The 20,654-nt window shown below is 63.2% G+C and carries 15 protein-coding genes and 1 pseudogene; 5 read left to right on the top strand and 11 right to left on the bottom strand.

Annotation, left to right across the window (positions count from 1 at the left end; all coding sequences use genetic code 11):
* The first annotated feature begins 526 nt into the window (after positions 1 to 526).
* Entirely contained in the window at positions 527 to 1,501 is a 975-nt protein-coding gene (locus ACVWYS_RS07160) for an aldo/keto reductase (protein ID WP_456509554.1), read from the top strand.
* A 202-nt stretch (positions 1,502 to 1,703) separates the two neighbouring features.
* Here ACVWYS_RS07160 and ACVWYS_RS07155 read toward each other — a convergent pair whose 3' ends face one another.
* The 4 genes from ACVWYS_RS07155 to ACVWYS_RS07140 form a co-directional block, all read right to left on the bottom strand.
* Positions 1,704 to 3,071, bottom strand: coding sequence for a ferredoxin reductase family protein (locus ACVWYS_RS07155; RefSeq protein WP_456509553.1), 1,368 nt, complete (start codon positions 3,069 to 3,071; stop codon positions 1,704 to 1,706).
* Positions 3,072 to 4,003: 932 nt separating this feature from the next.
* Positions 4,004 to 4,804, bottom strand: coding sequence for a hypothetical protein (locus ACVWYS_RS07150; protein ID WP_456509552.1), 801 nt, complete (start codon positions 4,802 to 4,804; stop codon positions 4,004 to 4,006).
* Between the two features lie 1,277 nt (positions 4,805 to 6,081).
* Entirely contained in the window at positions 6,082 to 6,753 is a 672-nt protein-coding gene (locus ACVWYS_RS07145; RefSeq protein WP_456509551.1) for an endonuclease/exonuclease/phosphatase family protein, read from the bottom strand.
* Between the two features lie 216 nt (positions 6,754 to 6,969).
* The gene (locus tag ACVWYS_RS07140) at positions 6,970 to 7,653 is read right to left on the bottom strand and encodes a hypothetical protein (RefSeq protein ID WP_456509550.1); all 684 of its coding nucleotides are present in this window, start codon (positions 7,651 to 7,653) and stop codon (positions 6,970 to 6,972) included.
* A gap of 226 nt (positions 7,654 to 7,879) precedes the next feature.
* On the opposite strand from ACVWYS_RS07140, the gene ACVWYS_RS07135 reads away from it, so the two are divergent.
* Positions 7,880 to 8,323, top strand: a complete 444-nt coding sequence (locus ACVWYS_RS07135; RefSeq protein ID WP_456509549.1) for a hypothetical protein — start codon at positions 7,880 to 7,882, stop codon at positions 8,321 to 8,323.
* 235 nt (positions 8,324 to 8,558) lie between these two features.
* On the opposite strand, the gene ACVWYS_RS07130 is transcribed toward ACVWYS_RS07135, so the two are convergent.
* The 7 genes from ACVWYS_RS07130 to ACVWYS_RS07100 all read right to left on the bottom strand — a co-directional run bounded on the left by ACVWYS_RS07130 (position 8,559) and on the right by ACVWYS_RS07100 (position 15,456).
* Positions 8,559 to 10,376, bottom strand: coding sequence for a hypothetical protein (locus ACVWYS_RS07130; protein ID WP_456509548.1), 1,818 nt, complete (start codon positions 10,374 to 10,376; stop codon positions 8,559 to 8,561).
* 885 nt (positions 10,377 to 11,261) lie between these two features.
* The gene (locus tag ACVWYS_RS07125) at positions 11,262 to 11,831 is read right to left on the bottom strand and encodes a hypothetical protein (RefSeq protein WP_456509547.1); all 570 of its coding nucleotides are present in this window, start codon (positions 11,829 to 11,831) and stop codon (positions 11,262 to 11,264) included.
* Between the two features lie 334 nt (positions 11,832 to 12,165).
* Positions 12,166 to 12,375 (bottom strand): DUF6308 family protein, encoded by a 210-nt coding sequence (locus tag ACVWYS_RS07120; protein WP_456510281.1) that lies wholly within the window; start codon positions 12,373 to 12,375, stop codon positions 12,166 to 12,168.
* 103 nt (positions 12,376 to 12,478) lie between these two features.
* Positions 12,479 to 13,516, bottom strand: a complete 1,038-nt coding sequence (locus ACVWYS_RS07115) for an NYN domain-containing protein (protein WP_456509546.1) — start codon at positions 13,514 to 13,516, stop codon at positions 12,479 to 12,481.
* A 131-nt stretch (positions 13,517 to 13,647) separates the two neighbouring features.
* A complete protein-coding gene (locus ACVWYS_RS07110; RefSeq protein WP_456509545.1) occupies positions 13,648 to 14,007 on the bottom strand; it encodes a DUF898 family protein in 360 nt (119 codons plus the stop codon).
* A 164-nt stretch (positions 14,008 to 14,171) separates the two neighbouring features.
* A complete protein-coding gene (locus tag ACVWYS_RS07105) occupies positions 14,172 to 14,597 on the bottom strand; it encodes a hypothetical protein (RefSeq protein WP_456509544.1) in 426 nt (141 codons plus the stop codon).
* A 199-nt stretch (positions 14,598 to 14,796) separates the two neighbouring features.
* The gene (locus ACVWYS_RS07100) at positions 14,797 to 15,456 is read right to left on the bottom strand and encodes a hypothetical protein (RefSeq protein WP_456509543.1); all 660 of its coding nucleotides are present in this window, start codon (positions 15,454 to 15,456) and stop codon (positions 14,797 to 14,799) included.
* A gap of 236 nt (positions 15,457 to 15,692) precedes the next feature.
* On the opposite strand from ACVWYS_RS07100, the gene ACVWYS_RS07095 reads away from it, so the two are divergent.
* The 3 genes and pseudogenes from ACVWYS_RS07095 to ACVWYS_RS07085 all read left to right on the top strand — a co-directional run bounded on the left by ACVWYS_RS07095 (position 15,693) and on the right by ACVWYS_RS07085 (position 20,590).
* The gene (locus ACVWYS_RS07095) at positions 15,693 to 17,756 is read left to right on the top strand and encodes a hypothetical protein (RefSeq protein ID WP_456509542.1); all 2,064 of its coding nucleotides are present in this window, start codon (positions 15,693 to 15,695) and stop codon (positions 17,754 to 17,756) included.
* Positions 17,756 to 19,385: pseudogene (locus ACVWYS_RS07090) on the top strand (class I SAM-dependent DNA methyltransferase). The gene ACVWYS_RS07095 and the pseudogene ACVWYS_RS07090 overlap by 1 nt, the downstream one beginning before the upstream one ends.
* The gene (locus tag ACVWYS_RS07085; protein WP_456509541.1) at positions 19,382 to 20,590 is read left to right on the top strand and encodes a restriction endonuclease subunit S; all 1,209 of its coding nucleotides are present in this window, start codon (positions 19,382 to 19,384) and stop codon (positions 20,588 to 20,590) included. The pseudogene ACVWYS_RS07090 and the gene ACVWYS_RS07085 overlap by 4 nt, the downstream one beginning before the upstream one ends.
* Positions 20,591 to 20,654: the final 64 nt, after the last annotated feature.

The raw sequence follows: 20,654 nt of genomic DNA, 5'->3' as shown, positions 1-20,654 counted from the left end.
TTCGAGCTGGATGGATGTGAGATTCCGATCTATCTATACAAATCTCCATAATTGACCCCAGTGTTCGCGGGAACTTTCGATCACTTGAATGAGCGGTTGTTCCAACTTAGTTGGCCCTTTTTTCGAAGTCGGTCGGCTGACGCACTTGAACCGCGTTAATGGGGGTAGCTCCGAATGGCCAACAACCTCCGTTTCTGACGGATCGGATCGACCTTATCAGGCGTGTGCCCCGCGGTCTCCGAAGCCATCCTCGCAGCCGGACAGCACGGGCCAGCGGACCGAATTAAGCTGCCGTCACGGGTCGTCTAAGTCCCTTGCGACGACACTGCCGGCCGGCTCGGCATTAAGCCGGCGGCCTTTGATCTCCGCTCCAACCGGGCTGGTTCTCCAAACCCGGCCATCTGCCTGCGACGCTGCGACGGTGGGATCGGCCGGGACCCCTTGCGTGCACACAGTTGGCCGTTCTTCACATAGCGTGGGGGCAAGGGCCGCAGCCGGGCCCGGGACTGTTTGACGGAGGACGAACGTGGAATACATCAAACTCGGCAACACCGGCATGGACATCTCCCCGCTGGCACTGGGATGTATGACGTACGGGGACCCGGGCCGGGGCCCGCATCCCTGGACGCTGCCGGATGACCAGAGCCGGCCGCTGATCCGCCAGGCCGTGGAGGCGGGGATCAATTTCTTTGACACTGCCAACGTGTACTCCAACGGTTCCAGCGAGGAAATCATAGGCCGGGCCCTGGCGGATTTCACCCGCCGGGATGAAACCGTCATCGCCACGAAGGTGCACGGCGCGATGCGGCAGGGACCCAACGGGCGGGGCCTGTCCCGCAAGGCCATCTTCGCCGAACTCGATGCCAGCCTGACGCGGCTGGCAACGGACTATGTGGACCTGTACCAGATTCACCGGTGGGACCCCGCCACGCCGATCGAGGAGACTCTGGAAGCCCTTCACGACCTCGTCAAAGCTGGCAAAGTCCGCTATATCGGCGCATCCTCGATGTCCGCCTGGCAGTTCAGCAAAGCGCTCTACCTTCAGCAATTGAACGGATGGACCCGTTTCGTCACCATGCAGGACCACTACAACCTGGTCTACCGGGAGGAGGAACGCGAAATGTTCCCCCTCTGCGCGGACCAGAAGATCGGGGTGCTGCCGTGGAGTCCGCTAGCGCGGGGGAAGCTCACCCGGGACTGGGACGAGAAAACCAACCGCTCGGAGAAGGACGAGTTCGGCAAGACGCTCTACACCACGGAGGAAAGCGACAGGGCGGTCGCCGAAGCTGTGCGCGTCATTGCCGAACGCCGCGGCCTGCCCCGCGCCCAGGTCGCCTTGGCATGGGTCCGCTCCAACAGCGTGGTCAGCGCGCCGATTGTCGGGGCGAGCAAGCCGGCACATCTTACCGACGCCGTCGCCTCCCTGGAACTGACACTAACCACCGAGGAAAAGGCGGAACTGGAAAGCCTCTACGTCCCGCACGCGGTCGCCGGATACTGAGCAGCGACGGCGTGCAGTGACCCGGCGGCAGCACCAACCGCGCGATTGACGGACGCTGAAGCGCGGCCTGGCCCGGATCTGACAAAGTCAGCACACGGGGCGTCGCGGCGTTCAGGCCGTGGGCCTTTCGCCCCTCATCATCAGGTGAGTATCCTGCCGGCGGCTGAATCGGCAGAGAACCCCATTCGTCCCGGCGGACAACTCAGCGCCACTGGAAGTACTCGCGGTGGATGTTGGCTGTGCGGACTCCTGCAGAACGGAAGGTCTTCCGGAACTGCCGGAGCATGGGATCCGGCCCACCCATGAAGACCGAGAGCTTCCGGGGCGGGGTGTCCACGGCGGCAAGCACCTGCTCGGGCGTCAACCGGCCGTCGACGGCGGTGTCCACCAGGTGCACGGTCAGGCTTGGGTAGTCTTTCGCGATGGATGTGATTTCCGCGGCGAACGGGGACGGCCCTGCCGAGGTGACAAAAAAGTGGACTGACTCCCGCAGATCCCCCTCCAGGGACCGCAGCCAGCTCAGAAACGGTGTGATTCCCACACCGGCCGCAATCCAGACCTGGTGTTCCGTTCCCTTGTGCCTGTCGAACCGGCCGTAGGGTCCGCCCACCACCGCCGGCATTCCGGGCTGCACCACGTCAGGAAGCCTTGTTGTGTGGTCCCCAAGCGCCTTGACGGTGATACGCAGGTGCTGGTCCCGGGCCGAACCGGACATGGAAAAGGGATGGCGTTGCCAGCCCTGCTTGGTTTCCAGGTAGATCATGGCGAACTGGCCAGGCCGGAAGTCCAGCGGCTTGCCGAGCGGTGCAAGGCGCAGCTCCACCAGATCCGGGGCCACCGCTTTGACCTGGTCCACCTGGTAGTCGTGGTGCGGCAGGAAGCGGCGCGCCAGGAGCTCCCGATAGGCGTAGAACGCCAGCCCGACGCCGCCGATGGCCACGAAACTCCACCGTAGCCCGGGGGCGGCGTCGAACGCGGTGGCGTCCAGCAGTCCGTGGAAGAACCCGGCCGCAACAAATATTCCCGTCAAACGGTGGAAGCCCCGCCAGCGCTCGTAACCACCCAGCAGGCGGCCCACCAGGCGGACCGGCCGGGCGCTTCCGAGGCCAAGGACCAGGTCACGCACCCGCGCGGGGACCATGGTCCGCCAGCGCGGCAGGATGGCCCAGGCCACCAGGGCCGCGAGCCCGGAGATCCCGATGACGGCAAGGGTTTTCCCCACGCCGGTCGCCTCCGGGTTGGCTGCCAGCTCGATGTGCGGAAGCAGCAGGACGGTCCCGGTGATTGCAGCACGCCGGTGCCAGATGGCTGCGTGGTCAATCCCGCCGAACACGTGCTCCACCTGCGGAAGGGTGCTGATCAGGACCAGGGCGATGGAGAGCAGCAGGATCGACTCCCCGCCGAAGAGTTGGCCGACGTATCGGGCGGCAGGTTCCCCCCCGGGACGGGCCAGGAGCCAATACAAGGCGTAGGCTCCCGCGAGGATGATGATCACCGTAGGGCCCACGCGCCGCAGGGGCACGCCCGGGAGCGACGTCAACGGTTTGGCTCCGGGCTGCGGAACTACCAAGAATCTCGCTCCTTCATCACGGCTTGCTCGTGCAGCACCGCCTAGCCGTCATCCTAGGCCAGCCACGGGCGGCGCAGAGAACCAGACACCAGCATGGGCGGTGGTTGTGCCGGGCCGATTGACTTGCCGATTGAGCAGCGTGCCCCGATGTGAAAGGTCTACGTCATGGCGAATGCCCTTCTGCGTCCCAGCACCCTCCCCCACTGCCTCGCACCCGCTCCTCGTCATCCCGAATTATCTGCATAGGTATTCCGCTGCCCCCTCGATCTTGCTCTTGCTAGGCCTCACGATGCCACGTTCCGGTGAGGTCAAGGGGGTAAGGAGGATCATGGCGGCCGCTCCGAGGGTCAGGACCGCTCCGGCTGCTGAGCCGAGCATGGCTGCCAATCGGGGCGTGGCCCCGGCACGCTTCTTGGCGGCACGGTAGAGGCCCGAGGGACACGAGGGCGCAGGGCGTCGCCAGAACCGAGCCCACGCCGTCGAGGGCCTTTATGTCCGGCACCCGCTTGTGGAGGTGGGTCACCGGCCGCACCGTGAGCACGCGGAGGAATGGGCCCGTTTTTTGGCCGCTAGTGAAGCGGCTGCGCAGGAAGAGCCGTGGCTGAAGACTTCCTTCGCGGCACTTGGCGGACGATCCTCCCAGGCGTTACCGATCATGGAGCATCAAGCTAGAGTCCGTGAGACTCTGCGGGCACCTGGCCCGGGTCGTCATTAGGCCAGAGTGCCGGGAAGCATCCAATCGAAGTCAAGGGGACGCAAGTCCTGGTCATCGGGCTAAAGGGAAGGACCCTGAACTTGCCCGACCCGCGATCCACGACGCCGTCCACCATCTTCATGTCAGCCCAGCGGCCTCAACCGCACCAGAGCCCCGCAGTTGACTGCCCCTTCATTTCCTGGCATGGAAGATCGTCCCTGCGCAGAGCGACCCCGGATCAGAAATTGATCCCTTTGACGAGAGCGATGAACCTGTCCTTAGTCTGTTCGGCTGTGGGACCGGTCGGGGAGATCAGGATCTGTGTGGTGAAGATGGCCATGTTCTGGCCGCGGGCCACCATGAGGGACATGTACGTGAGCGGTACCTCGCTTGGGGGTCGGAGGGACTTAGGTCCGCCAGGGTCTGACCGGACTATGAGGATCGCTCTGTCTCCGACGCCCTCGATCTCTTGGCCGTCCGGCACCGGCCGGGACAGCAATGAAGCACCGCCCGGATGGAATTCGATAGAAAATATGAGCGAGTCCGGTCCGGGAGTGCCCACCGCGCCGAAAGTGTACCGGCAGTTGCCCTCGCCTGGGAGGACCTGAGCCTGGGTTGTGGCGTCGAACGCCTGCTTGAGTGCATCGGCGCTGACCAGGGCGCACACGGGATTGTCTGTCGTGGTCTGCGGACCGACGGGCGGTGCGGACGGAACGCTGAGCGCGCTCCCGTTGCCCCACCCGCCCTCGACGGCCGCTTGGGCAAGCGCGCGGGCCGTGGCGTTGCCGTCGGGTACGGGGATTCCCGGAGACATCGGTGGCGTGGCCACGACACGCAGGTCTAGAGACTCGTTGCCGCGTACCGCCTTGAGGACCGTGTTCGCCGACGCCCCGTTAGCCTCGCCGCGGAACCACCCCGTCCACTGAAAGCACGCGAAGTCGCCAATGCCTGGCACGGGCGAGCAGTCCGGGGTCTTCTTCCCCTCGGCAATGTCGGCCGCCGATGCGGGAGAAGTCAACGTGACGGTCAGGGCGTTCATGCCTTTGTCCGACTTGCTGATGTAGCCACACTGGTATGCGGGGCTCCCTGCCGTATCGCCCGACTGGATTTGTCCCGTGCCGGCGAAACTCGGATCGACCTTGGCTGCAATCTCCGGTGTGATGAGATCGCAGGCCGCATTGCCCGAACCTGACGACGACCGCGTTGACGACGGCGGCGTACCCCCTTGCGCACATGCTCCGAGGAGAAGCGCAAGCACCACCGAGAGCGCGAGACCTTGCCGAGAAGCACGGATCCGATGAACGCGCATGTTCCCACCATCCCCCGAAACTGCCCCGCCCCGTTTGAGTTGCGACACCGGTGGGACCCACGCTAGGGATCAGCAAGAAGCACTACTAGTGCCGATCGGCCCACACATCCGACCGCGGCGCCGTGGGCCGGGATCAACGGGATGTCTTTGGACCGGTCCCCTGCAAGACCTGCCAAGACGTCTTCACCCCGTAGGCCTTCTCTCCCGAGCGAGTCCGAATCCGACGAACACATCGAGGAGTTCGAGAACTACTGCCTGAACTACACCGTCGACTGACGCCCGGTTCCGGGAATGCCAGGGATCCCCTCAACCGCCATGGCGCGTCGGCGAGACACCGCCCCTGCTATGCCGTAAACATGATGCCTATGATGGAAGCACCGCTGCCTCAGGCAACAGATGAAGCCGAGGATGCTCACGCACATCGCGTGATCTTCTCCGACCCCGACGCAGGGAAAGCGATTGCCGCGCGTGACCTGGACACTTCAAGGGTTGCTCAGACTGCTGTATTCTTGTTCCCCCTCTAATCACGCGGTGGATCCGAAGGGTAGGAAGAACAGTTGAACACAGCAGTCCGAGCAGCTCGCGATCCCGTAACCGCCGCCGGATGTGTTCGTGGAGACCACGGCTCCGTCCACGGTGACCCGGAAGGTGACGGTCCCGCTGTAGCTCTGATTCTGGGCTGACAGGTATACGAAATGGCCGCGGGGCATGGTGTAGCCAGTTGTCGTATCGAACCGCTCACGACTTCGAAAAAGAAGGGACGACCGATGTAGATGGACAGGCTACTTGGTCCTAAGGACCGTTCCCCTGTCCACTAATTTCACGGTGGCCTTGGCCTGTTCCCGTCTCCCCGTGGACAGGCAAGATGGTCCTTTTCTACACCGGCAGAATGACCCGAAAGTCAGTCCAGGCAGGGCTCTCGGGAAGTCTTCACTTGCTGCCGGGCAATTCGGCGCCCGGCGAACGAAGGCTGCTGAGCAGGCTTCCACGCCTAAAACCGCGTGTTACTAGGCGATGTCCAAGATCAGCGGCATGTGGTCGCTATGCGCCAACCAGTCTTCGGAATCCCCTACTCGGAGCTCGGCCGGGATGCCGTCGCTCAGGAATGCGAAGTCAATGTGATGCCCGAATCGGAGGTTCCAGGTGTGAAAGTACGTTTTCGTCGGCTCCGCCCCTTGGTCGTTCACCGCGTTGCGGTGGTACACGCTGCTGAGTCCAAGTCCAGCAAGCTTTTCGACCAGCATGCTGTGGTTCCTCTTGGGATGCGCCCTGTCCCAGACCGTGTTGCTATTGAAGTCCCCCATAAGCAACGCCCCGCCGCCACCGAGGAATCCAGCGTGGCGGTCGACTATCTCATGGGTCACGCGAACATACCTTAGATCGCGATTCAACTGATGCGCCCAAAGGGCAATGATGTTGAGACCGTCGATCGAAAAAGGAAGATGCCAGGGCAAATTGGGATCCGCGTGTTCTGAAATTTTGTAGCGAGCATTGGCGAATCCAATAACTCCGAGACCTTTGTTCAGATTGCTGCCGGTCCATGCCGCGAAGGATTGCTCAGCCGCGGAAATGTCTTTCTTGGCGACCTCTTGGAGTATGACGACGTCGGGCTCCAGCGCCTCGATCAGGTGCCGTTTCTTGTAGTACGCCATAGAGCAGTTCCACGAGACGATTCGCACTGGGTTCCTTTGTGCTCGGCGAAAGTGCTGATGGCATCTTATCGTCGCCACTTGATAGACGGCAGCTTGGACATTTGCGGCTAGGCACACTCCGACGGGCTGCGGATGCCCAGCTGTAGCGGGCAATCAGTCAGCTCATGGGGCGGACACCCCTACTGGATCGTTTTACGGGCAGCAGAATTCATGCAGGTCGTAGAGCGGATGCGGTTGCCTCGGCTACGGGATCATTTCCACGGACCGAGCCCTTAGCCAGCCGTCAGTGGTCTCACCGTTGATCGTAGCCTCACCCGCCTCCACAATCATCTGGACCTTCGTACCGTCCCGCCACCCGGCAGCATCTGACTCGTCAACGAACACGGACAAATCCTGGGCTCCGCCTTGGGCCTTGAGCATGACGGTGAACTCACCGGCCGCGCCGGTCATCCACAGCTCGGACATGAACAGTTCGCCAGTTAGCTGAAACTGGTCCCCAGTCTTGATTCCACCCATCTGGGCGGAATTGAGCTTATCTAGCAACTCATCGACAGTGATAGCTGTGACCACAGGGGCAGCAGTCGCGGGCTCGACTGATGGCGTGCTTGCTTCAGTTGGCGCGATCTGGAACGGAGTCGGCGACGGGAGCGCCTCGGCACTGTTGCTTGAACTCTCCCCTCCCCCGACCGCACTGATGATGAGCGATCCGACGACGAGGAGTGCGAGCAGGCCGCCACCTGCCCCGATCAGTTTCCATGGAGTCTCTGGTTGCGGCCGCCGGAAGGTCAGCTCCGACCGCACTGTCCCCTGTTCCTGAGAGACGAACTCCCAGCCCTCTTTCTCTAACTTGGCTCTAGTCCTGGCTTCCAAGCCGCGAACCGTCTTCACGGACCTCGTCTCGTACTTCACACCCGTTGCTGTCGTCATGTTGTTGCTCCCCCTCGGCCCGGACATCGAGCGCTCTACGAGAGCTTAGGGCGGCGCATCGGCGTCTCCAAATCACGCCTCAAAACCGACGCGCAGCGCAACGTTTGTCGCTGCGGCCATAGAGCATCGGTTCGGCGACTCCTGATATTCGGCATCATGGAGTTCGGGGTGATGATCGCTCAGGCTGAGAAACCGATTGACTGCCTAACGCCGCTTAGAATAGGGCATGAGCACGTTCGCTGAGGCAGCGCACCCGCGCGCCGGCGACGGTCGGTTCACCGCCGTCACTCTGTCCGGACCATCCCTGCAGCTGCCCACCGCGGCGGACACACACTTCACCCGGCGCGCCGCGGTCGCAGCGTGGGTCCGGCAAGACTTCGCCGACCTTCAGATCAACGACCACTCCCCCACACTGCAGGGCACCGTCACCCTGGCCCAGCTCGGGGATCCACGCCTGGCGATCGGGAACTGCTGGGCTGCCACCAACGAAGTCATTGAGGAAGCCGGGCGTCCGCGTTCGGCGCCGAATGGGACGATGAGATCACGTTCAAGCGCCGTCGGTTGGGCGGCCAGGGCCTCGCCATCCTGGTCGCGGACCTGGACGGCATGTACGTGGTGGACTACACGGCCCGCCAGTTCAGCCCAGACCTGCCCTTCCCGTTCCTCGTAAAGCGCCAAAGACTGGATGGCCGCCGTCGAAAGGGCCTCCGGCATCGTCTGGGAACTCGACGACCAGGACTGACGGACCACGCGCGGGGTCAGACATGCTCACCCATCTCGACCTTTCCCACGACAACCATGGCGAACGATCAGGATCGTGAAGCAAGCCACCAACTCAGGTTGCCCGCAACCCATGGGATGCAAGACGGCCGACGAGACAGAAACACCGCCTTGCGTCGCTGCTTCTAGCCTCCGCGTGGCAGCTGGAGTTGGACGATCTGCCTAAGAGCATTCTGAGCGACCACATCGTTCGTGACGCGGTCGACGATGTTCGCCGTGTTTGCACCCCATTGCTTCACGACTTCGGACCACTGCCCGACCTCACCCCATTCGGGCCCAGGCGTCGGACGCCTGAAGACCCACTGCCGTATGTTGTATCGCTTGGTGATTCTCTCCAGACACGCCGAGAGCACAGCGAGGTCATCCGGGTGGATCCCTTCGAACCACCCTTGGGCCGAGAATGCGTCGGCGGCTGTGCCGAGCTGGAGTTGATCAGACACGCGCACTTCGACGGGAACATCGAACCGCTCTCCGCCCCGAGAAGTGAGTGCCAACTCGAAGACTACGGGGTCGATCGTGTATTCGAGAGTGAACTGAGCGCCATCGTAAGGCACGTCGACAGTTCCGCTCGCTCCCGAAATGTCGACTCCGCCCACGCGCCACGTCGCTGTGACGGGACCGGCCACGGGCTCGCCCGCCGCGCCAAGTCCCATGGCAGTGAGGTGGAACTGACAGACGGTCGACGTTGCAAACGTCCCTTTGCGGATGCTGTCACCGCAGGGAGTCTTCTCCTCGTACGTATCGCCAACGACCCCGACGAAGTCGTCGCTGCGGTATTGCTGCTCGATCCGCACTTGTGGAGGCCCCTGCATACGGACGACGACGTCCGCCCACTGCCGCTTTGGGTCGAAACTCTGGACCTCGACGGCGAGCGGAGTGTTCGAGACCATCACGTCAGCGTCAACCGAGACGGACGGGACCACGCCTCGGTACCACACCCGCGGACCGGCGCCCTGGACGTCCGCAATGCTGTGGACGACCACTCCTTCGCGCGACAGGCTTGGTCCGAGGATGTCGAGGCCCTGGTCCCAGCCGAGGCTCGGCCGATACTCGACATAGACACGTCCCACGCCAGAAGCAGGTTCACTAGGGGGGTGCAGCACCAGCAACACAGGTCCCCGTTTCGAGGAGTGCGACCACAGCCGTGCCTGGACAGTCCCGCCGTCGGTCGGGAAGTCGCGTCCGATTACTCGGGAAGCAAGCGCCTCCGGCATCCAGCGATGAAGATTAGCGCGCGACAGGATGGGGCCCGCCGAGACAGCGGCAGGGTTGGGCCAGCCTTTCGTCTCCGGAAGGTTGAATGTCGGCGACGCTGAGTAGGTCGGGCCTGTGCCGAGCCATCGAGTCCCGAAGGATGCCGAGCTCATTAGGTCGAAGGGCGAGCCGTAGACCGTGTCGACGACGATAGTCTTATCGGTCGGAACCCAATCGGCGCCGTTGTTGAGGAGTCCATAGGTGTGCTCGAAGCCGAGTATATGACCCACCTCGTGACACATGGACGTGAAGTCCGAGGTCATGACAGGGATCACGGCAACAGGAAAACCCTGGGTTATTAACTCTCCTCCGTCGAATCCGATGTCAACTTCCGCTGGTTCACCCGCCTGGCCAGCCCTGGGATTCACCTCCCTCCGCTTGCCCGGGTACGTCAGAACAATGACGCCGTCGAACCCTGCGAGCGGATCGTGAGCGGGGAACTTCGCGCGAACCGCCCCGATGGCCGCGTCGGCCTGAGCCTGCCGGCCCGTGTCAGCGCCGACCGAGATCTTAACCCACGGCATCAGGGCAGAATCTACAAAGTCGAGGTACCCGCAACTGGTGCTCTCCCAATAGCTGAAAACGGAGTTCGCGCCCGTCATCATCATCGAGATGGCTGCCTGGTCGGAGAAGACAGGACTCGAGTCATGACGCGCCCGCAGGATGGCCAGCCGCACCTTCTTCGTCATGCGACAGAGCATACGCTGACACCCGTCACCGCGACAGGAGCCACGGATCCGACAGCATGACCATCGGATCCTCAACGTCACCTTAGCGACATGCTGACTCACAGTATCTGCCCCGGTCACTGAAGGCGAGATCCACAATGCAGTCCGGCGCGACCTGCCCGAACTCATCAATGACTGGTTCCTGTTACCCGCCAAGCCCGGAACCCGCCCCAACGTCACCATCCGTGCAGCCAACGTCATCCCCGACGAAATCCCGCCGCTCGCCCTGGCAGCCGATCTGGGGGAACATCCGGGACTTAGGGAACAGCGTGCTGCGTTCGACTTCGTCAGGGGTCTTCGGGGCAGCTGAGCTGCATCTCGCTGGGCTAGGCTGGCTAGGCCAATCAACCCATCCCGATGCCCGGGCCTCTTGAGCCTGATCCCGGCGAAACTGCAGCGCGCACTCCAGACGGTACTCCCCGCGCTAAGATTCCAGGCGTGACCGACGCCGGCGCCGATGAACTGAAGCTGCTAGCGGTGGAGATAAGTGTTTTTGGGCCCGCCACCGTTCGACCAGGACCACGGCAAAGAGGTAAGAGATGCCCGCGGTACCTATCGTAAACAAAACGCCGAGAATCTCGGTGCCAAAACTAGGCTGCGGGCCGCCGCGGAAATGGTAAATCTGGACCCCGGCAGCAGTGCCCACTCCGGTGGCCACCATGGGACCTGGCTCTGCGGACGACATCAGCCCATACGGCAAAACCTTCCATCCGCGTAATCCGGCGATCGCCAGAGCGTCTAGCATGTTGCGTGAGATACCGTTATCAAACGTGAGTACAGGCCAGATTCAGCCACCGAACAAGACACGTGCTTTCTACCTCCGGTTGCCACACTTTTCAAGAAGAGCTAGCCGCCGTGGCAGTTCATGGTTGTCAGCTGAAATCCGTCACCCTGGTTGCTGATGTCCTGGAGCTGGACGATGGCATCCTTCCCCTTTGTTAGGGGCGCGGTGATGTCGTTCGTCAGACCGATCGATGCATGCCCCTTCTCAATGCTCGCCGCAACATACATGCCGCCCGGGCAACCGTTCGGGGCCAGTGTCGTGACGTGAATGTAGGTGCAACTGAAGTGCCCGCAGGTGAACTCGGAGTCGGCAGCGTATTGGTAGTAGAGGACGTCCGAATAGCGTTTCCAGCCCTGTGCCTCCATCTGGCGCTGCACATCGGCAGCCCGGTCCGCCTCTTGCGACGAGTTGAAGGCCGCGACGTCTTTCGCGTTTTGCTCGCTTCGGGCTTTGTTGTCAGCATCGACTTTTGCCCAGAAAGCGGCCGAGTCGTCCGCTTTCTTTTTCGCCGCAGCGTCCTTGGCCGTCTGCGCCGCAGCTTGGCTTGAGGCTTGAGCCTGCACCTCCTGCTGCGCAGGAAGAGCGCTACCGAACCACCAGGCACCGCCGCCGATCAGTGCGGCCACCAGCACGACGGCCCCAACGACGAGAGACCGCTTCGTCCGCCCGGGCAAATCCGTCGGTAGGACGGGACCCTCAATCGGTTCCGTGCTCATCTATCCCCCAAGATTCCATAGGCGGACATCAGTCCCGCCGTGCATCAAACATACCGGGAGCTCGTATCGCTCTGCGCAAGCCGTACCCGAATGTCGGATCCGAGTCCTTCCCCTCGGACACTGGGCCTGGTTGACCCGTAGCGCCGCCATGACCCAGGCTCCGTCGGCAGACGCCGCGAGTCTCAAATGGGACTAGGTCTGGTGGGGTCACTCATTTTGGTGTCGGTCGGGATCTTCCCGAGGAGTTCCGTTATGCGGACGGAGACGGCTGGGTCAGCGAGGCCGACTGCGGCTTTGGCGGGGATGCCAACGGAGAGCAGGACACCGCAACGAAGTCACTGTCCGTGATTCGGTCCCTCACATCGGGGGTTTCGCCGCCGCCAGCCAACCCGTCAAAGGAGCTGCCAGTGCTCAGCACCCCGGTCTTCGGGTCCTCCACCGGGTAGTAGCGCCGGAGGATTTTCGCGGCTATCCCGACGTTCTCTTCGGACAGGATGTCAGGCAGATCGAAAGCGGCCCCCTATGGCCTCAATTTACGGACGGTGTGACGCTGCGTTGAGCACCTAGTTGAGCTGGTCGAGACGTTCCCAGAAGGCGCGGCGCAGTTCCCGGCGGATGCCCTGATAGTCGGTTTTCTGCTCTCCGATCTTTTGGGCGCAGTCTTTCAGGAGGACCCGGTCGATTTCCTGCGGCAGGAAGGGCCGGTCAGCGACCAGTTCACGCAGGAGGCTCTGGGTGGTGTTGTTGTACCAGGACTCAGCGACGGCGTGTCCAACCTCGCAGGCGGCGCCCACGGCGGACTCCTCGTGTATGGAGCCAACGCCGCCCGTAGCAGAGCTATAAACCAGGTCTGCAGTTTCGGGGCGCTGGACCCGGTACACGGGTGCCGGGAGGCCAGGACGGGGCGTAGCTGAAGGCTTCGGGCGGACGGCACCGCCGTGCTCAGCCGAGACGGTGGCCGCGATCGCCGCGGCAGGCGACGCTGGCTGCAGAACCGGCGCTGGCGCCACGACCGGGACAGACGAAGTGACCGGCGCCAGCGGAGCCGCCTTCACCTGCTTCGTGAAGCACTTCTCCACCAGCTCCACCGGCAAAGTGATGATGCTGTCCACCCGCAACGCTAAGTGCTCCGCGACCGAGGTCACCCCGAGGCGGTGACTTGTGTTCTCCAGACCCACCAGGACGACCTTCACGCCAAAGTCCTGCGCGGCTTCGACAGCTTCGGCCAGGTCATCATCCCCGGAGAGGAGGAACACGGTGCTGGCGGCCTTGTTGCGGGCGACGCCTACGAGGTCCAGGCCCAGTTTCAGGTCTACGCCCTTCTGGGTCCCATCGACCGACATGCGTCCCAGGCGTACCTTCACTCCGGAGATCATGCCGATGCGTTTGTGCTGGTCCGTGAACAGGGCGTCACGGGATGCGTCATACCAGTAAGTGCGGAGGGTGGGGAGGCCGCTGAATTCTTCGGTGCACTTGAGGATGCCTTGGATGAGGGGTTCGAAGTTGACGTTGGTAGCTGACCGGAGCGAGGTGCCTGCTGTTTGCATGCCCCCGACGGCGAGGAGAAATCCGGCGTCGATAAAGATTGCTTGCTGGTCCATGCGTCGTGGCCTCGTCTATGGGGTGTGGTGTTTCAGGTGTGGTGCGTGGCGGCCTCGGACCCAAGTGATAATTGGCGATCCGGCGACCTGCAAAAAAGCCCTGCACCCCGAAGGGTGCAGGGCCGTTCTGTCTACGCGTAGACGGTCTTTTCGACTTTCCACTGCATGAGCCGCGGGTAGACCCAGAAGGTGTAGATGCCCAACGTAATGATGCTCAGCAGCGACCACTTGATCCACAGTCCGAAGATGCCCCAGCCGGTGCCGACGAACTGAAGCTGCCGGCCGTAGAGGTATGTGTTCTTGGCCCGCCATCGCTCAACCAGAACGACAGCGAATGGGTAACAGATTCCCACGGTGCAGATCGTGATGAGTACCCCTAGAATCTGGGTGCCGAACCATGTACCGGCCCCGCCGCGGAACTGGTAAATCTGTATCCCCGGGACCGCCCCGGCGTCGGCGGCCACCATGGTGCTTTGACTCGCGGCAGGCATCTGCCCATGCGGCAAGACTTGCTCGCTGTTGATGCTCAAGGAATTCCCCCAAATTATGTAACGCGAAAGTGATCAGTTGAACTGTAAGGGTTGGAAAGGGACGGGGCGTTCCGGACACGACACACAGCCGCGTTTTACCCCGAGGACGGGGTGCCCGGACCCGGTCATTTCTTAGCGACTGTGACAATCAGCTTCATGCCGGAGTCCGGGTGGTAGGTCCAGGACGCCTTGAGGTCTTCCCATTCGGCGGACTGTCGGCCCTGCAAAGATGTCGTGGAGTCCATCTGAGCCACGACGCTGTCCGGGACCTTGAGTTCTTTCACGATGCAGACCAGGTCCTCCATGGCGGCTCCGGTCGTGTCATCTTTTCCCTCGGTGTCTACCGTCAAGGAGGTGTCTTTATCACCGAGGGAGATGCCGGCTTTTTCCCGCGCGTTGCAGGTGTCGACGGCTTTGGGAAGAACGGTCGAAACGGATGCAGCAGCAATCCCACTGCCGATGCCGGCGATCAGTGCGCTAACCACCAATCCGCCGGCAAACCCTGCGGCCAAGCCGATCCAGAGGTACTTCTTCGAGGACTTGGCCGCCACGGGCGTATGGCCGTATGCCGGCCCGCCGCCTCCCGGAGCGTAGGCGGGTGGCGGTCCCGGTTGCGCTGACGCCTGTGCTTCACCAGGCACAGCGGGGTGCGGTGTCGGATCGGCTGGCGCAGCCGCGTTGTACGTCTCGGTTGGCATGTCTGTTTCGTTCATGAATTCCTCATAGTTCTTTCAGGTGATGCTCAGGTTACTACTGCTTTTCCCACGTACCGCACCGGCTGGACTTGAAGTCCTGGCCGCCGGACAGGGCAACGGAGGGCCGGCCTCCGCCGGGGAGATCGTTGTCGATGATATTGCTGCCGTTGCTCCCTGTTGCGTAGATGCCCCAGTAGCAGGAGGACCCGACGTCGGCTGCCGCACGGTAGGTGCCTGGCTCGATGTCCGTACCGACGGTCCAGGTTCCATCGCCGATGGTGTTGGCCGCCTTCGTCTTCTCGGCGCCGGTTACTGCTTCTTCGCGCTTCTTGACCTCGGCTTCGGCGGTCTTCACAGAGGCTTCGGCCGTTCCGACCTCTGTTTCGCGGGAGGCCACCTTGGCTTCCCGGGCCGCCATGCCGTTCTCCAACGTGTCGAACTTTGATTTCATCGACTCGTAGCTGGACTTGGCCGTGTCACGCTCGGACTCCACGGACGCCTTCTCCCCCGCGAGTGCCGCATAGGCGTCGCTGGACTTCGGGTCCGGCAGCGTGCTGCCGACGGCGGTCGCACCGGCCAGCAGGGCCAGGACGGCCACCGCAGCGAAGGTCCGCCGCTTCCGTCCCGGCCTTGCCTTTTCCTTGGCCGGCCGCGCCTCCTCCAGAACGTCTTTGGTCTGCGTTCCCGCCGGCTCGTTGGTCTCGGTGTTCAACATCGTGTCTTCCTCTGTTCAGGGATGGCTGCTGAGCGGCGGCGGGATACCAGTCCCCCAATGCGTGGTTCCCCGCCGCCGTCGCAGCTCCGGAGGATTCCTTCGTAGCTGCAGAACGAAGGTATGGCGGCCCGGCCAATCAAAGGTCAAAGAACACTGATAACTCCCGTTATCAGCACCTCACAAGAAAAGCCGCCGGGCCCAGTTAAGCTGAGGATCGACGTCGTAAGGAGGCGCAAGTGAACGAAGCAGAAGCCCTGTGCATGACCCTCTCGGACGTTGCCGCCCTCGCACAGGTCCAGCGCCCCGTCGTTTCCATGTGGCGCAAACGCAGCGCCGCGACTTCACACCCGTTTCCGGAGCCTGCAGGGCTCGACGGCGGGCGGGAACTCTTCGACGCCGACCACATCGCCGCCTGGCTGGCCGCCACCGGACGGGGCAACAACCCGGAAGCCCGCAACGACGTCGCCGCCTTCGCCCGGATGCCCGGCACCGCTGCCGGCGCCTCACGGGGAAAAACATTCGACGCCCTCACTGCTCTGCTGACGCTTAAGGCGATGTCCGGCCAAGTGCTAGGGACACTGAGCAGGGATGAACTGCTGGACATCGCGGACGAGTGCGATCCCGATGACACGTTCCTGTATTCGGAACTTGAGGCCCAGAGCCCGTCGCTCACCTCTACGGCAAATTTCGCGGACCGGCTGGTGGACAGTGCCTACAACGCCGCCGCCGCCTTCGAGCAACTGCTTGCCGCCCGGTTCCGGGCGGGGCTGCGGGAGCACTCGGATACCGCCCTCACCGAATCCGCCGTGGGGCTGGTTGCCGCTGCGGCCGTCGAACTGGCCGCGGCCCTTGGCGGAAACCCCGTGTTTGCCGACTCCACCCGCGGCGGCAGCGACCTCCTGATGGGCGTCGCGCACGCTGCCGGCGAGAGTGCACCCGTCACCTTCCTGACCGCGGACGACGACGGCGGTGCAGGCCGCCTGGTGCGCCGCCGCCTGCGCGTGCACGGTGTGGACGGCGGACAGATCCGTGTCGGTGCCAGTGGCGAGTTCGCCGTCCATGGACCTGTAGTCCACGTGGCGCAGTACCCGTCTCCCGGGGAACCCGGAATGGACGCGCCGCAGATTCTCTCGGCGGTGGAACACCTTGTCCTGCAGATGGACGATCAGCAGCGGGCTGTCATCGTCGCGCCGGCACGGGTTCTCTGCGATGTGCCACTGGCCGCCGCGGCCGCCGGCCTCCGGTCCGGGCTTCTGCGCACCGGCCGGGTGCGTGCCATCGTGCGGCTGCCGCAGGGACTGCTGCGTTCCAAGCCACGCGAAGCCCAGGCGCTGTGGGTGCTGGGGCCATCGTTCGCTGAAGTTCCCATTGCGGAGCGGTGGACCATGGTGGCGGATCTCAGCACCCGCGCCCTTACAGAAGATGTCAGTCAGGACCTTGTCAGCGACATCGTCGCATCGATGGGTGACCGCGCCATCATCCGGGCCCACTCCTTCCGCTTCGCCCGGCTGGTACAGACCCGTCTCCTGCTGGCCAGCCGGAAGTCCCTGGTGGCAGCCCAGTCCAATGGTTCGGCTCCGAGTTCCAGCGGCGCGGAGGCTGCCCTTCGGGTGGAGGAACTCGTGCGCATGCTGCAGGCCGCACGGCCTGAACAATCCCGGGAAGTCGCAGTGCTCCCAAGCGATCCGAGCACGAATGCTCGGCCCACCTCCGTCCAAGAACTTGTGGTTACCGGCAACCTCAAATACATCAAGGGGAACAGGCTAGAGGACGCCGATCTGACCTCTAGGGACGGAACACGGATCTTGGGCCCGGCGGAGCTACTCAACCCGCACACCGCGCAGCCTCGGCACATAAACCTTCTCGACTTCGCCACCAACAACCCTTCCGGCCGGCTCACCGGGCCCGGCGACGTCGTCTTCTGCACCAGCCCCCGCCCCGCTGCGCTGGTGGATGTGGAAGGTGGCTCCGCCGTCGCCTTCCCGGCTCGTGTGCTGCGGATCGACGCCGGTGACCCCGGCGGGCTGTTCCCCGACGTCGTCGCTGCGGACATCAACAAGCTCCCCGCAGCGGATAAGTCCTGGCGCCAGTGGCGCCTGCGCCGCGTCCCGGACGCCCAGCGCAAGAAACTGGGCGAAACGCTCGCCCGGCTGCAACACGAACAGCAGCAAAGCCGCGAACGCCTCAAGCGGCTCGAAGAACTCGCTACCCTGATTACGGACGGCGTAGCGGGCGGAAGCCTCACCCTGACAGACCCCAGCGCTAAACTCGCCGAACCACAGACCAAAGGAACCCAGTAATGCCCCCGAAAATGAAGGTGGACCTCGCCCCGTCCACCGTGAAGGAACTCAAGGACACTCTGTGGAAGGCCGCGGACAAACTGCGCGGCTCCATGGATGCCTCCCAGTACAAGGACGTGATCCTCGGCCTGGTGTTCCTGAAATACGTCTCGGACGCATTCGAGGAACGCCGCGGGCAGATCCAGGCCGAGCTGGAGGCCGATGGGCTCAATGAAGAGCAGATCGCCCAGCTGATCGACGACGTGGACGAGTACACCGGCCGCGGCGTCTTCTGGGTGTCGGAGCGGGCCCGCTGGGCCTACCTGGCCGACAACGCCAAGGGCCTCCCTGCGATGGACGGCGCCGAGCCCAAGTCGATCGGCCAGCTCATCGATGAAGCCATGGAGCTCATCATGGCGGACAACAAGTCCCTGGCCGCCACACTCCCCCGCATCTACAACCGCGACAACGTGGACCAGCGACGCCTCGGCGAACTCCTGGACCTGTTCAACTCCGCCCGCTTCACCGGCCAGGGCGCCAGCAAGGCCCGCGACCTGCTCGGCGAGGTCTATGAGTACTTCCTCGAGAAGTTTGCCAAGGCCGAGGGCAAGCGCGGCGGCGAGTTCTACACCCCGGCGGGCGTGGTCCGGGTCCTGGTGGAAGTCCTGGAGCCGCACCGCGGCCGCGTCTACGACCCCTGCTGTGGTTCCGGCGGCATGTTCGTCCAGGCCGAGAAGTTCCTGGCCGCGCACAACATGGAGGGCTCGGACATCTCCGTCTACGGCCAGGAGCTCAACGAGCGCACCTGGCGGATGGCCAAAATGAACCTCGCCATCCACGGCCTCAACGCCAACCTCGCCTCCCGCTGGGGCGACACCTTCGCCCGGGACCAGCACCCGGAGCTCAGCGGCAACAACGGCGCAGACTTCATCATGGCCAACCCGCCCTTCAACATCAAGGACTGGGCCCGCTCCGAATCCGACCCCCGCTGGAAGTACGGCGTCCCCCCGGCCGGCAACGCCAACTACGCCTGGATCCAGCACATCATCTCCAAGCTGGCTCCCGGCGGCGGCGCCGGCGTGGTCATGGCCAACGGCTCCATGTCCTCCAACTCCGGCGGCGAGGGCGAGATCCGCGCCCAGCTCGTCGAGGCCGACCTCGTCTCCTGCATGGTGGCGCTGCCCACCCAGCTCTTCCGCAGCACCGGCATCCCCGTCTGCACCTGGTTCTTCGCCAAAGACAAGACCGCCGGCAAGAACGGCTCCGTGGACCGCACCGGGCAGGTACTCTTCATAGACGCCCGCAACCTCGGCTACATGGTAGACCGTGCCGAGCGCGCGCTGTCCGATGAGGACATCGCCAAGATCGCCAACTCCTTCCACGCTTGGCGCGGCACACCTTCGGCGGTTGAGGCCGGTCTGACGTACGACGACGAAGCAGGCTTCTGCTACTCAGCCACCCTCACGGAGGTCAAGGCCGCGGACTACGCCCTGACCCCCCGGCCGGTATGTCGGGGCGGCCGATGTCGAGGACGACGGCGAGCCGATCGAGGACAAGATCGCCCGGCTCTCAAAGGAGTTGTTTGAGCAGTTCGAGGAATCCGAACGGCTAGCCTCGATTGTGCGCGAGCAGTTGGGGAGGGTTTCGTGACAACGACAGAAACTCTCGGAGGGCTCATCCATGAATACGGTGGGTCAATTAAGACCGGTCCGTTCGGCACCGCGCTGAAAGCGAATGAGTACTCAAAAACGGGCGTTCCGATCATTTCGGTGGGTGAAGTCGGTTATGGATCATTGAGTCTGAGAAGAGACACTCCGTGTGCACCCGCTGAAGTGACCGAGCGCCTGCCCGAATATCTGCTGGAGACCGGTGACATAGTATTCGGCCGGAAGGGCGCCGTTGACAGAAGTGCGTGGGTCAAGAGATCAGAGGAAGGCTGGTTCTTGGGTTCCGATGGAATTCGGGTCCGACTGCCGTCCACTGTGGACTCCCGCTATGTCGGCTACCAATTTCAAAGCGAGGCGACAAAGGCCTGGCTGCTGCAGCATGCTTCTGGGTCCACAATGCTTTCCCTTAACCAGAAAATACTGGAACGGGTTCCGCTTCAGCTCCCACCGCTTGATCAGCAGCGTGCCATCGCTGAGGTTCTGGGTGCGCTCGATGACAAGATCGCTGCCAACACAAAACTTGCAGATAGGGCGGGCGGCCTTGCTGACCTGATCTATGATCGTTCGGCTGAACAATTCGAGACGCGTCCCATGAGCGACGTGCTGAGCCCCGTTCTGGGGGGAACCCCGCCGCGGTCTCGTCCGGATTTCTGGGACGGCGACCGGCTCTGGGCTTCAGCCAAAGACATAACAGGCGCCGAGTTTGGAGTCGTGACCGACACGGCTGAAAAGATCACAGAAGTCGCCGTCGAGGGAACCAAAGCGAGGCCGCTCCCCAAGGGAAGTGTCATCCTCACAGCTAGGGGAACCGTCGGCACGGTGGCCCGGCTAGCCGTACCCGCGTCATTCAATCAGTCCTGCTACGGATTCGTTCCTGGTGATGTTCCACCCGGCGTCCTTTATTTCGCCGTCCTGCGTGCAACTCTGAGAGCCAAGGAGATTGCCCACGGCTCCGTATTCGACACCATTACGATGAAGACGTTTAACCATTTGGACTTTCCCGACTTCGATTCAGAGGCAATGCTCGCCACAGAAGCCGAGGTTGGACCACTCCTCAACACGGTTGTGGCAGCCGTCGTCGAAAATGCTTCTCTGGGCCGCCTCCGCGACGCTCTCCTCCCCCAACTCATGTCCGGCAAGTTGCGAGTCAAGGACGCGGAGAAGGTGCTGGAGGACGCGGGAGTGTGAGGTCGGACGAGCCGGCCTGACCAGCGCCTCCGACCTCGAAGCAGGATTTGCACAACATTTCAGA

It is taken from the genome of Arthrobacter sp. TE12231 (genome assembly GCF_054062895.1).
This window is presented reverse-complemented; position numbering and strand designations above follow the sequence as displayed.